The sequence below is a fragment of the Faecalibacterium sp. BIOML-A1 genome, assembly GCF_009679715.1.
Classification (GTDB): domain Bacteria; phylum Bacillota; class Clostridia; order Oscillospirales; family Ruminococcaceae; genus Faecalibacterium; species Faecalibacterium taiwanense.
The window spans coordinates 63,413-76,267 of the sequence record NZ_WKZJ01000010.1 but is presented as its reverse complement, the minus strand read 5'-3'; the positions used below and the strand labels follow the sequence as shown (position 1 = coordinate 76,267).

Annotated in this window: 13 protein-coding genes; 4 read left to right on the top strand and 9 right to left on the bottom strand. The window is 57.2% G+C overall.

The genetic code is table 11. The features are described from left to right. The first annotated feature begins 7 nt into the window (after positions 1 to 7). The gene (locus GKG36_RS11075) at positions 8 to 1,555 is read left to right on the top strand and encodes an alkaline phosphatase (RefSeq protein WP_243139072.1); all 1,548 of its coding nucleotides are present in this window, start codon (positions 8 to 10) and stop codon (positions 1,553 to 1,555) included. 231 nt (positions 1,556 to 1,786) lie between these two features. Here the strand turns inward: GKG36_RS11075 and mscL are convergent, their stop codons facing one another. The 7 genes from mscL to GKG36_RS11040 form a co-directional block, all read right to left on the bottom strand. Beyond that, positions 1,787 to 2,239 (bottom strand): large conductance mechanosensitive channel protein MscL, encoded by a 453-nt coding sequence (gene mscL, locus GKG36_RS11070; protein ID WP_154260715.1) that lies wholly within the window; start codon positions 2,237 to 2,239, stop codon positions 1,787 to 1,789. 171 nt (positions 2,240 to 2,410) lie between these two features. Beyond that, the gene (locus GKG36_RS11065) at positions 2,411 to 2,902 is read right to left on the bottom strand and encodes a cytochrome C (protein WP_154260714.1); all 492 of its coding nucleotides are present in this window, start codon (positions 2,900 to 2,902) and stop codon (positions 2,411 to 2,413) included. 303 nt (positions 2,903 to 3,205) lie between these two features. After that, on the bottom strand, positions 3,206 to 4,006 hold the full coding sequence (locus tag GKG36_RS11060) for a gluconate 5-dehydrogenase (protein ID WP_154260712.1): 801 nt from the start codon (positions 4,004 to 4,006) through the stop codon (positions 3,206 to 3,208). Between the two features lie 217 nt (positions 4,007 to 4,223). Further along, on the bottom strand, positions 4,224 to 5,072 hold the full coding sequence (gene kduI, locus GKG36_RS11055) for a 5-dehydro-4-deoxy-D-glucuronate isomerase (RefSeq protein ID WP_005944042.1): 849 nt from the start codon (positions 5,070 to 5,072) through the stop codon (positions 4,224 to 4,226). A 19-nt stretch (positions 5,073 to 5,091) separates the two neighbouring features. Then, on the bottom strand, positions 5,092 to 6,117 hold the full coding sequence (locus GKG36_RS11050; RefSeq protein ID WP_154260710.1) for a sugar kinase: 1,026 nt from the start codon (positions 6,115 to 6,117) through the stop codon (positions 5,092 to 5,094). A gap of 93 nt (positions 6,118 to 6,210) precedes the next feature. Beyond that, on the bottom strand, positions 6,211 to 7,173 hold the full coding sequence (eda, locus tag GKG36_RS11045; RefSeq protein WP_154260708.1) for a bifunctional 4-hydroxy-2-oxoglutarate aldolase/2-dehydro-3-deoxy-phosphogluconate aldolase: 963 nt from the start codon (positions 7,171 to 7,173) through the stop codon (positions 6,211 to 6,213). Between the two features lie 212 nt (positions 7,174 to 7,385). Then, positions 7,386 to 8,297: an HAD-IIB family hydrolase gene (locus GKG36_RS11040; protein WP_097774331.1), complete on the bottom strand. Its 912-nt coding sequence runs from the start codon at positions 8,295 to 8,297 to the stop codon at positions 7,386 to 7,388. A 147-nt stretch (positions 8,298 to 8,444) separates the two neighbouring features. Here GKG36_RS11040 and GKG36_RS11035 point away from each other — a divergent pair, with 147 nt between their 5' ends. From GKG36_RS11035 to GKG36_RS11025, 3 genes are all read left to right on the top strand, one after another. Next, on the top strand, positions 8,445 to 9,080 hold the full coding sequence (locus GKG36_RS11035; protein WP_005944050.1) for a phosphatase PAP2 family protein: 636 nt from the start codon (positions 8,445 to 8,447) through the stop codon (positions 9,078 to 9,080). Between the two features lie 199 nt (positions 9,081 to 9,279). After that, the gene (locus tag GKG36_RS11030) at positions 9,280 to 9,954 is read left to right on the top strand and encodes a GntR family transcriptional regulator (protein WP_154260706.1); all 675 of its coding nucleotides are present in this window, start codon (positions 9,280 to 9,282) and stop codon (positions 9,952 to 9,954) included. A gap of 210 nt (positions 9,955 to 10,164) precedes the next feature. Then, the gene (locus tag GKG36_RS11025) at positions 10,165 to 11,094 is read left to right on the top strand and encodes a hypothetical protein (RefSeq protein WP_154255516.1); all 930 of its coding nucleotides are present in this window, start codon (positions 10,165 to 10,167) and stop codon (positions 11,092 to 11,094) included. 72 nt (positions 11,095 to 11,166) lie between these two features. Here GKG36_RS11025 and GKG36_RS11020 read toward each other — a convergent pair whose 3' ends face one another. Then, positions 11,167 to 11,913: a J domain-containing protein gene (locus GKG36_RS11020; protein ID WP_154255515.1), complete on the bottom strand. Its 747-nt coding sequence runs from the start codon at positions 11,911 to 11,913 to the stop codon at positions 11,167 to 11,169. A 98-nt stretch (positions 11,914 to 12,011) separates the two neighbouring features. Next, positions 12,012 to 12,851: a DUF5685 family protein gene (locus GKG36_RS11015; RefSeq protein ID WP_154260704.1), complete on the bottom strand. Its 840-nt coding sequence runs from the start codon at positions 12,849 to 12,851 to the stop codon at positions 12,012 to 12,014. Positions 12,852 to 12,855: the final 4 nt, after the last annotated feature.

Here is a 12,855-nt window from a genome sequence, read left to right as displayed (position 1 = left end):
TCACGTCATGAAAGAAAACAAGATCTCCCGCCGCAGCTTTCTCAAGTTTGGCGCAGCTGCTTCTGCCGTCGGCATGATGGCTGCTGCACCCGTTGCCGCAAACGCAGCACAGCTGGATGCGGATGCCGCAGCCGACGAGGAGAACTGTCTGCTGGGCCTGTTCCAGAAACCCAAGTACATCTTCCTGTTCATCGGCGACGGCATGGGCACTGCCCAGATCCAGTCTGCCCGCTTCTACAAGGGCACCGTGGACAACAACGGCGCTGTGACCGAGGCCGACCTGAGCTTCACCAGCTTCCCCACCGTGGGCAGCGTGACCACCTACGACAGCACTTCTTTCTGCCCGGACTCCGCTTCCACCGCAACCTCCATCGCCACTGGCCACAAGACCGAGAGCGGTGTCATCAATATGTGCCCGTGGACCCGCGATGTGCCCTATGAGACCATTGCCGAAAAGCTGCACGCCCAGAAGGGCTACAAGGTGGGCATCATCTCCTCGGTCAATATCGACCACGCCACTCCCGCCGCCTTCTACGCTCATCAGAAGACCCGCAAGAACTACTACCAGATCGGCGTAGAGCTGGCAAACTCCGGCTTTGAATACTTTGCCGGCGGCGAGTTCCAGAAGGTGAACGGCGACGGTGCCGGCCCCAACAACCACGAGGTGGCTGCTCAGGCTGGCTACAATGTGGTCACCACGCAGGCGGGTGCTGCTGCACTGACCGCAGGCGCAGGCAAGACCCTGATCATTGCCGAAAATCTGGCCGACGGCAAGGCCATGAACTACGCCATGGACGCCGCTGCAGGCGAGTGGCAGCTGACCGACTACGTGAAAAAGGGCATCGAGCTGCTGGATAACCCCAAGGGCTTCTTCCTGATGACCGAGAGCGGTAAGATCGACTGGGCCTGCCATGCAAACGATGCCGCTGCTTCCATCCACGATGTGCTGGAGATGAGCAACGCCGTGCAGGCAGCTGTGGAGTTCCAGAACAAGCACCCCAATGATACCCTGATCCTCGTCACTGCCGACCACGAGACCGGCGGTATGGCCATCGGCTACAAGACCACCAACTACGACACCTTCCTGACGAACCTGACCCACCAGAAGATGTCCTACGCAAAGTTTGATTCTACCTATGTGCAGAACTACATCGCCAACAAGACTCCTTTTGAAGCTGCCATGCAGGATGTGAAGGCAAACTTCGGCCTGACCCTGCCCACCGACCCGGATGCCGCCAACGCCGGCAAGCTGCTGCTGACCGACTACGAGGTGCAGAACCTGCGCACCGCCTACGAGCGCACCCTGAAGGTCGGCTCTGCCAGCCAGAAGGACATGTCTCAGCAGGACTATGAGCTGTACGGTACCTATATCCCCTTCAGCATGGCAATCTGCCATACCATCAACCACAAGTCCGGCATGGATCATACCACCTACGCCCACACCGGTGCCATGGTGAACGTCTACGCCAACGGCGTGGGTGCGGAGAAGTTCGGCGGCGTGTTCGACAACACCGAGATCTTCCACAAGCTGGCAGACCTGACCAAGGTCAAGTAAAGCTTCACTAGACTGATCTTCCACATTTTTCCCGGATAAAATAAAACCTCCCTGCTCTGGAACCGCAGCGACTGCGGCCGGGCAGGGAGGTTTTGCGTTGATTATGCTGTTTGCCTTTGCGGCTCCGCGGGTGAAAAAACAAATCGGGAAAGTCCGCAGACTTTCCCGATTTGTAATTTAGAAAATGATTCCGCTGAATATGGCCAGAGCAAAGCGGAGGCCATTCAAAATTTAATTGTTGATCTCCGGGAAGCCCTCCAGCTTGCTGGTGCAGTGGGGGCAGCGCACCGCCTTGATGGAAATCTCGCTCTGGCAGTAGGGACACACCTTGGTGGTGGGCTCTGCGGGAGCTTCCGGCTCAGCAGGCTTCTTGTGCAGGGCGTTGATGGTCTTGATGACCACGAACAGCACGAATGCTACGATGAGGAAGTTAATGATGGCATTGATGAAGGAACCAATGCCGATCATCACATCGCCCACATGGATGCCGACGTCCGAGAAATCGGCGTTGAAAAACAGGCCGATGGCGGGGTTGATGATGTCGTTCACCAGTGAGTTGACGATGGCGGTAAAGGCACCGCCGATCACAACGCCGACTGCCATATCCAGCACATTGCCACGCATGGCGAAGGCCTTGAATTCTTCAAAAAACTTTTTGATGCCCTTGATCTCTTTTTCTGCCATAAGAAAATCCACTCCTTTACTCCCTTTATGCCGCAAGGGAACGTATTTGCGTCTATGATAGCGGATTTTTGGCGTGATTGCAAGGGAAAATGACAGCCTCAGCCCTCTTTTGGCAAAAAATAAAACGGGAAAGCCCGCAGACTTTCCCGTTTTGCAAGGATGAGACAGTTCTTACTTTTCCGGTGCAGTAAAAGCGATGGGGGTAGCACCTGCAGCGGCATCCACACTCAGCAGGGAGATGGGAGCGACCTCGTAGTGCAGGGTCTCAAAGCTCTGGGTCTGGCCGTCCTCGGTGGTGAACTCCAGAATGTAGGTCACGTCGGACTGCTTGTCGGCCTCCACATCGCGGGTGATAACGATGTTCTCACCGTCAGCCAGACCGTTCTCACCAGCCAGATTGTCGCCCTTCTCGTCGCTGCCTGCATCGTACAGGTACAGCTCGGTGACGGTAGAACCGGTGGTGTTGTACACGGTGTACTCAGCGGTAGTGGGCTCAGCTGCTTCGCTGGCTGCAGCCTCAGAGCTTGCAGCCTCGGAAGAAGCGGCAGCAGAAGAAGCTACAGAAGAGGAAGCGGCGGTGGAGGATGCAGAAGAACCGCAGGCGGTCATGCCAACAGCCAGTGCTGCAGCGGCAGCAACGATCGCAATGTTCTTGAGTTTCATGTGAAATATACTCCTTTGAAATTTCTTCGTATTCAGATCAACCAACAGGGTGTGATGGATGATGAAGACGATTATACGGGAATTTCGACAAAAAATCAAGACGCCTATGTGCATTTTGAACGATGAAACAGGAACTGTTACCAATTTGACATGAAATTGGAACATTTTAACATGAGTTGACATGAAGCAAAGTTTTGTAGGAAAGGCTGCTTGCCGTTTCGTAAAAAGACAGCCCCATGCAGATCTTGATCTGCACAGAGCTGTCTGGTCGGAAGGTTAAAGAAGGCGCAGCACCAAATGGTCTTACTTGGGCTGGCGGCCGATGTAAGCCAGAATGCCGCCGTCGGCGTACAGGATCTGACCGTTCACAAAGTCGGAAGCGTGGCTTGCAAGGAACACGCAGGGGCCCACCATGTCGTCCGGCTCACCCCAGCGGCCTGCGGGGGTCTTGGCGGTGATGAACTGGTCGAAGGGGTGGCGGCTGCCGTCCGGCTGCACCTCCCGCAGGGGTGCGGTCTGGGCAGTGGCAATGTAGCCGGGGCCCATGCCGTTGCACTGGATGTTGTACTCGCCGTACTCGGAAGCGATGTTCTTGGTGAGCATCTTCAGTGCACCCTTGGCGGCAGCGTAGGCGGAGACGGTCTCGCGGCCCAGCTCGCTCATCATGGAGCAGATATTGATGATCTTGCCCTCGCGCTTTTCCATCATGTCCGGCAGAACGGCCTTGGAGCAGTTGAAGGCACCGCCTACATGCACGTCGATGACCCGCATGAAGTCGGCGTGGCTCATCTCGATCATGGGCACCCGCTTCATCAGACCGGCGTTGTTTACCAGAATGTCCACAGGGCCGACCTCGGCCTTGATCTTTGCAACCATGGCGTTCACAGCGTCCTCATCGGACACGTCGGCCACATAGCCGTGTGCGTCGATGCCGATTGCCTTGTATGCTGCAAGGCCCTTTTCAAGGCTTGCTTCGGAAGAGCAGTTGAAGCAGACGGTTGCACCGCACTGGGCCATGCCTTCGGCGATGGAAAAACCGATGCCGTGGGCACCGCCGGTGATCAGAGCCACCTTGCCCTGCAGGTTGAAAGCGGAAAGATCCATGATTTTCTCCTTCTCAAGTTAAATAACCCTCTCAGTCTGCTTCGCAGCCAGCTCCCCCGAAGGGGGAGCTTTTAGATACGTTGAGGAAAGATGGATAAAAACCTCGCCCTTCGGGAGAGGTGGCATCGCGCAGCAATGACGGAGAGGGTTCAAGTTAAATTTTTAGCAAAAAGCCCCGTACCGGTGGACCCGGTACGGGGCTTGTGTATGGTGCTTTTTAGCGCAGGTCAGTGGTAGCGATGTTGTCCATGTCGTCAAACTCCATGTTCTCGCCGCCCATTGCCCAGATAAACGTATAGTTCGAGGTGCCTACGCCGCTGTGAATACTCCAGGAGGGGCTGATGACAGCATCCTCGTTGTGCATCACGATGTGGCGGGTCTGGGTAGGCTCGCCGCACATGTGGAACACCACCTGCCCCTCGGGCAGTTCAAAGTAGGTATAAATTTCCATGCGCCGCTCGTGGGTGTGGCTGGGCATCGTGTTCCAGTTGGAACCGGATTCCAGTTCGGTCATACCCATGCTGAGCTGGCAGGTCTTCAGCACATCCGGGTGGATGAACTGATTGATGGTGCGCTTATTGCAGGTCTCGACGCTGCCCAGAGGACGATGGTTTGCATCGGCCATCTTGATCAGGCGGGTCTCGTAAGAGCAATGTGCGGGAGCGGATACCATGTAGAACTTGGCGGGATGCTCCGGGTCGGCGGAAGCAAAGGTGACTTCCTTGGTGCCCTTGGTGATGTACAGGCAGTCCTTGTAGCCCAGCTCGTACTTTACGCCGTCGGCCACCACGATACCGGTGGAATCCTTGCCGATGTTGAACATGCCGATCTCGCGGCGCTCCAGAAAGTAGTGGGTGCCGAAGTTTGCCCACACATCGATGCCCTTGTCGATGGACACGGTCTCGTGCACCGGCATGCAGCCCAGCGTGACCATACGGTCCACATGGCTGTACACAGCAACGACCTCATCGGCCTTATACAGGCCGGTGATGAGCATTTCGTCCCGCATTTCCTCAGTGGTATAGCGCTTGAAATCCTTCTGGTTGCAGGAGTAGCGGATATCCATTCTGGACTCCTTCCTGCAATTAGCGCTGGATACGGCCGGAACCGTCGCCGCCAGCCAGCTTCTCGACCTCGGACACGGTCATCATGTTGTAGTCGCCCTCGATGGTGTGCTTCAGAGCAGAAGCAGCAACAGCGAACTCAACAGCATCCTGAGTGCTCTTGCCGTTCAGCAGAGCGTAGATCAGGCCGCCGCCGAAGGAGTCACCGCCGCCAACGCGGTCGATGATCTTCAGCTCGTACTTCTTGGAGAAGCAGTACTCATTGGAAGCAACATCGTACAGCATTGCGCTCCAGCCGTTCTCGGAAGCGTTGTGGCTCTCACGCAGGGTGATAGCGACCTTCTCGAAGTGGAACTTGTCAGCCAGCTGCTTTGCCACGCTCTTGTAGCCCTCGGCATTCAGCTTGCCGCCGTAGATATCGGTAGCCTCGGCCTCGATGCCGAACACGTCCTTTGCGTCCTCCTCGTTGGAGATGCACACGTCAACATACTGGCACAGATCGGTCATGGCAGCGCGGGCCTGCTCACGGGTCCACAGCTTGCCGCGGTAGTTCAGGTCGCAGCTGATCTTCACGCCGTGAGCCTTAGCAGCCTTGCAGGCCTCGCGGCAGATCTCGACGACATTCTCACCCAGAGCCGGGGTGATGCCGGTGAAGTGGAACCAGTCCACGCCCTCGAAGATCTTATCCCAATCAAAGTCGGAGGGCTGAGCCAGCTGGATGGCGCTGTTGGCACGGTCGTAGATGCAGACGGAACCACGCTGAGAAGCACCCTTCTCGTTGTAGTAGATGCCAACGCGATCGCCGCCGCGGGTGATCATGCTGGTGTCAACGCCGTAACGGCGCAGGCTGTTGACAGCGGCCTGACCGATTGCGTGTGCGGGGAGCTTAGTGACGAAAGCTGCGTCCAGACCGTAGTTGGCCAGAGAAACAGCAACGTTTGCCTCGCCGCCGCCGAAGCTGAACTCCAGGCTGTTAGCCTGAACGAAACGCTCGTAGTTGAACGGCTGCAGACGAACCATCAGTTCGCCAAAAGTAACGACTTTCATTGGTTATTCTCCTTTTATTTACAGGTGTTTATGACCTTCTGCTGCGGGGCATCCCCGGCGCAGCAGGGCTTTCACGGATAGGGGAGCCGGAGCTCAGGCCTGAACCAGGTGGAATGCGAAGCCGCCGATCTCGTCTGCAAAGTAGCAGGCGATGGTCTTGCCGTTCTTCACGACCTTGCTGTCCAGATCGAACTTGGCACCGCGCTGAGACAGGTGATAGATGGCACGATCCACGTTGTTGCAGCCGATGGCGATGTGGCCATTGGTGCCGCGGCCGACCTTCTTCATGATCTCGAACTCCTTGTTGCCGACGAAGATGCTGGAGTTGCCAGGAGCGACCTTCATGTTCAGCAGGCTGCCGATGAGGTTTGCCAACTTCATGGCCTCTTCCTCGTTCTCGGTGTTGATGCCAATGTGCATCAGCTTCAGGCCCAGCATGGTGTCAACAGCTTCCTTGCTCTGAGCGGTGATCTTTGCCCAGTCGCCAGCCTTGATCACGTCGCTCTTGCACATCCAGGTGCCGCCCACAGCGAAGATCTGGTCATAGCCCAGATAATCGTTGACGTTCTTTGCGTTGACACCGCCGGTGCACATCCAGCGTGCGCTCTTCAGGGCAGCGCCGATGTTCTTCAGCATGCCGACACCGCCGTTTGCCTCAGCGGGGAAGAACTTCAGGGCCTCGCAGCCCATGTTCATAGCCTGCTGCATCTCGCCTGCAGAGCAGGTGCCGGGCATCATGATGCCGCCCTTGTCGATAACGTGCTTGCAGACTTCGGGGTCGAAGCCGGGAGCAACGATGAAGGAAGCACCAGCTGCCATTGCACGGTCAGCCTGCTCGGTGGTCAGGACAGTGCCTGCGCCCAGCAGCATCTCGGGCATCTCCTCGTGGATCTTGCGGATGCACTCCTCAGCGCATGCGGTGCGGAAGGTGACCTCAGCTGCGGGCAGACCGCCGTCAGCCAGAGCCTTGCACAGGGGCAGGGCTTCATCAACGCTGTTAAAAGCGATAACAGGGATAATGCCGATCTGATAGACCTTTTCTACGATGGGATTCATAAATGCATTTCTCCTTTTAGTTTGAACTCTCTTGGTGCGCGTGGGCTGCCGTTTGGGCATGGTACACCCATCGTGCGCTTGTAATATTAGTATAAACGACGGAAACAAGTTTGGTAATGCTCAACAAGCACAATGTTTTGCATAAGAGCTTGTATACATTGCACAAAAATGACGAATGACCTGAAAAGCAGGGCCGTTTTGCCCCGGTTTGCTCAGATGCCGAGCCTGCCGAACAGCTCTGCAACGCCGTCGTGATCGCAGTCGGCTTCGCTCACAATGCTGCCAATGGCCTTGATCTGGGGCATTCCGTTGGCCATAACAGCGGCGATCCCTGCCTTTTCCAGCATGGCGCGGTCGTTCTCGCTGTCGCCCACGGCAAGGGTGTTCTCGTGGGGGATGCCCAGCAGGTCGGCCAGAGCCAGCAGGGCACTGCCCTTATCCACACCGGCAGCGGTCACTTCAATGTTATCCGGCGAACCCTGCACCACGGCCACGCCCGGGATAGCCTGAAACTTTGGCAGGGCAGCGGCGGTCTTTTCGGTGCTGTCGAAGAACATGCACAGTTTTTCGATCTCGTGCGCATGGCGGGACATCCAGCTCTCGATGCCGGGAATGACGGTAAAGCGGCCGTCGGTCAGGTTCTGCCGCGCCTCGGAGGAGAGAAAGTGGGCGGTGCGGGAGGTGAGCTTTGCAATGCCCTCCGGAGTCTTGATGGCAAGGCCGTCGCTGAATACGCTCAGCTCGCCATCGTACTGCTGAAACAGGTCAAAAGCTTCCCGTGCCACTTCTGTCGGCATCAGGCGGTGCAGCAGGCAGGCGGGTTCGCTGGTGTGGCGCTGGGCAGCGTTGGCATAGCGGCTGTGCACAGCACCCATGGGGTCATCGCCAAGGTCCCACACGGCGGCACCGTTGGAGGTGATGGCATACCGGATGCCGGGCAGCTTTGCCACAACAGGCGGCAGACTGGCCAGCGGGCGGCCTGTGGCGGGCACCACCACCACGCCATGCTCTACAGCGCGGGCAATGGCTTGACGGGTGGCAAGGGTGACCTCGTTGTTCCGGTTCAGCAGGGTGCCGTCCAGATCCAGCGCGGCAAGGCGGACAAGGGGAAAGCTTTGCAACATAATGACTCCTTTTATAATAGGTACGCTCAAAAACAGAGCGCAAGTTTACAACACTCTTTTTATTTTATCGCACCGGAAAGGTTTGCGCAAGATGGCGTGATGTGGTATAATCATATCTTATCACATTGAAAATATAGGAGAAATACCATGAATCCCAAACAATTGTGGAGCCGGCGCCGCCCGCACCTGTGGTTCCAGCTGTACTGGGTGGTGTATCTGATCTGGTTCTTCTGGCTGGATCTGACCATCAAAGATCCCAAATATATCATCCACGCCCCGCTTGATGACCGGATTCCCTTCAATGAGTGGTTCATCTTTCCGTATTGCAGCTGGTTTGTGCTGCTGGCTGGTGTGACGGCCCTGCTGTGGTGGTGCGACACCCAAAGCTACGATAAGCTCTGCCTGACCATGTTTTCCGGCATGACCTTCTGCCTGATCCTGTACATGCTGCTGCCCAACGGTCTGGATATCCGCCCCACAGTGGATGCGGTGGGCCGCAGCAACATTGCAATGAGCATCATGCAGCTGATCTGGAGGGCGGATGCCTCGGTCAATGTGTGCCCGTCCATCCATTGCCAAAGCTCGGCCTGCATGGCACTGGCGTTCAGCCACAGCAAGCTGGCAAAGGAGCGCCCGGCCCTGAAAATTCTGGCCTGGGTGTGGGCTGCACTGATCTGTGCGTCCACCGTGTTCACCAAGCAGCACTCCATCATTGATGTGGTGTGCGGTCTGGCCGTGGCCTTTGTGTGGGTGCCGGTGGTGTACCGTTCCGCTAAAAAGTAAACGCAGCAAAAGCCCTTCACCCGGAGGGCTTTTGTGCTGCCATGGGGCCTGTCTTGACAAAACAGAGAAAAATGTTGGCGATTTTTAGTTGCAGCCACACTTGACAGCCGCCCTGTGGTTGGGTAATATGGTCTTGATAACTTCAATACTAGTATATCAATTTTTGCTTTACACCGGAGGTTGAAGGGAGAGAGACCACATGCCATTACTGAGTGCGCGCGAAACGGCATACCAGACGATCCGCAGCCGGATCATTACGATGGAGCTGAAGCCCGGTGATCCGCTGAATGACCGGGAGCTGGCCGAAGAGCTGGGCATCAGCCGTACGCCCATGCGGGAGGCTTTGCTGATGCTCAATCTGGCCCGCATGGTGGACATCAAACCGCAGAGCGGCACCCATGTGGCACCCATCAACCTGAAGTTGATGGAGATGGAGCAGTTTGCCCGCTATACACTGGAAAAAGAGATCCTGAACCGGCTGCGCGGCCGTGTGACACCCCGGCAGGAGGAAGAATACCGCAGCAACATTGAGACATACCGTGTGCTGGAAGCGGATATGAGCCAGCCGGACCGCACTGCCCGTATGCTGGAGCTGGATAATGCATTCCACCGCAAATCCTTTGAGTTGTGCGGCATGGAAGCTCACTACGACCACATGCTGGCCAGCCTGCAGCATGTGGAGCGCATCCGCAAGTTCAGCCTGCAGACCGAGGAAAACAAGTCGGTCTGCTCCTCGCACACGGCAATTCTGGAAGCACTGCTGCACGGCAGCACGGACGACGTGAGCGAAGCGCTGGAAAGCCACCTGAGCCGGTATAAGCAGTCGGTGGCGCAGGCCCGCAGCGTCCACCCGGAATATTTTATTGATGAATAAACTTGAGGGAGAAACCGTTGGAAGAGGGCAGGTTCCTCTTTTTTGCATAAAATATAAAAAAATTGAATTACTTGAATCACGTTATTGACCAAAACAGCGTTTTGCGGTAAAATCGAGGTACAATCGGCATGGTATCATGCCGGTTCCCGACGCAGTGTGCCGTGGGGCGCGGCTGTGCGATCCCTTTACAGAATAAGGAGGTCTTAAGCAATGAAGGCCAAACGATTGATAGCTCTTGCACTGGCAGCAGTGTTCATGCTCAGCGCGGCAGCAACGCCGGTGTTTGCCGCAGCAGCTCTGCCGCAGGAAAATGCAGCGCTGGAGCAGCAGAATGATATGGTTTCCATCCGGCTCAAAGCCACGGGCGACCTTGTTTATGGCTCCAACTACAAGCTGGAGGTGCAGACCAACCCTGCCGATACCCAGTATATCGGTGTTGTGGTGGGCGTTGGCGGCGAAGCGAATGGCTATGTGACGCTGGTGCTGTCGGATAAGATCCGCACGCTGCTCAAGATGATCCCGCTGCCCAAGAAGATGTCCAAGACACCGGATCAGGCAGAGGAGTTCAATGTGTACAGCTACCTCAAGCAGCTGATCGACGGCAACGATGTCAGCGTGCTGCTGCGGGTGGCCGATGAGGCCGTCTCGGTGATGGATGTACTGCACTTCTATGTGCCTACCATCGATCAGGTGTCCAACGGCCTGCGCCTTGCGCTGAACCTAATCCGCAAGTATCTGCCGGAGGGCGCGTTCAGCCGCATTTATCTGGACGAGCAGCCGGTGGATGCCGGCAACTATGTGGCCGGTGCACTGGCGCTGGAAAGCAGCGATATGAACACCGCAGGCTTTGCCATGTTCAAGATCAAGCCCAAGACAAACGGCGTGCGCATGTACTGGGCACAGCAGGCCGAAAAGCCCATGACCGCCGAAGAGCTGCAGAGCTTCAATGAAGCGGCTGTGCTGGAAGTGGATGGTCAGGTAGTGCCCACCGATAAGATCCGCTACAGCTACAAGAAGTCCGGCTGGGGCAGTGATGCCACCAGCGAGCTGCCCACAGAGCCGGGCACCTATGTGCAGACGGCAGAGATCGGCGGCAATTACTCCTGCAGCAAGATCAGCCGCAACATCACCGTAAAGTGATGTCGTAAAGCAAAAACAAGACCCCGCACCAGAAGGTGCGGGGTCTTGCTGTATCTTATGAGAAAAACGGGATCACATGCGGAAATGGAAGCCCCAGCCGCCGCAGCAGCAGTTGCAAAGCAGGTTCAGCAGGATCATGCTCCAGCACCACTGCATCAGGCCGCCGGGGCTGGTGTAGGTGGCCTGTGTGGTGCGGTAGGTCTGGCCGGGGTTCTGCATCCGGCGCAGGTGCATCTGGTACTCGGTGTTGCCCGGGTCCAGCTGCACGGCACGGCGGGCATCCTGCAGCGCATCGATGCGGTTGCCCAAGCCCTGATTTGCGAGGGAGGACAGATAATACCACCGGGCATTGCGGCCGGTCATGCCGTCCAGCACGCGGCGGGCCTCCGCATAGCGGCCATTGGCCACAAAGTTGCGGGCGGCCTGCATCTCCGGGCTGTCGGAGCCGGAATAGCTTGCGCCCTGCTGGCCGTAACCCTGCTGGTAGCCGCCAAAGCCAAACCCGAAACCGAACGGGTCAAAGCCATCGAATCCGTCAAAACCGCCGTAACCGTTCTGATAACCCTGCTGCTGGTAGTTCTGCTGGCCGTAACCCTGTTGTTGGTAGCTGCCGTAGGGATTTCCGCCCATCTGGGGGCCGGTCTCGCCCTTGGTAATGGCATCGTAAGCCGCCTGCACTTCCTTGAAGTGCTCCTCGGCGGTAGGATCGTTGGGGTTCAGGTCCGGGTGCCAGCGCTTGCACTTGGCGCGGTATGCTTTTTTGATCTCGTCATCGCTTGCGCCGCGCGAAACGCCCAGCACCTCATAGGGGTCTCTCATGGATATACTTCCTCACGTCTCATTTCGCGCAGCCACAGTGCCGCGCAATGTTTATAGTCTACCGTATTGCCGTGGAAAAATCAAGACAAAGCCGCCATTCAGCCACGGCTGCGGGCCTGCTTGGCTGTTTTGCAGTTGTATTTGAGCCATACGCCGGAGTAAAGGATGTTGCGCAGCAGGTCTGCGTCCTCCACGCAGGGCAGGCGTTCAAAGCTCTGGGCACACTGCGCCAGCAGCAGCTCAAAGATCTCTTTCATCTCTTCCTCATAGCCGGGCTGCTGACTGAGTGCTTTCAGCGGATTGTAGACCCCCTTGCGCTGGTCGTGCTCCAGATCGTCATAGGCATCCAGCAGGTAGATGAACTTGCCCAGATGGAAGCCGATGCTGCGCAGCTCCGGTGACCAGTGATCCTGCCGGTAGTCGAACAGCTCTGCCATCAGCTCGCCAAAGCAGCCGGACACGGCATCCAGATCTTCGCTCCCGGCAGCTTCATATTCTGCCAGCCTGTCCAGACAGGTGCGGATGGCGCTGCACTGACGGGGCCAGCGGCTCTCAGCAGCCTGCTTACAGCCGGTAAGCAGCTTTTCATATCCAAGGCCCAGCAGGCTGCGGTCGTCCTTCCACTTATCCTCGGCGTTGTAGTAGTGCAAGGCTACGCTCAGATCTGCACAGTAATCGGTGGGGGAGGCCGCCCGCCATTCCACACCGCCCAAGGGGTGGATGGGGCACCGGTCGTGGCCGGAAGAAGCTTCGGTCTCGCCCTCGTACAGGCTGCACAGCAGCAGGTTCAGGAAGGTGAGGTCATAGCTCAGCGTAAAGCGGCCCCGCAGGCCGTGCAGTGCGTCGATGCGGCGGCACAGCCCGCAGTAGGCGGTGCGGTATCGCTTTTGTGCTTCGTCCGAAAGCGCGGCCTGATTGGGCACAACATAACCAAACATGGCC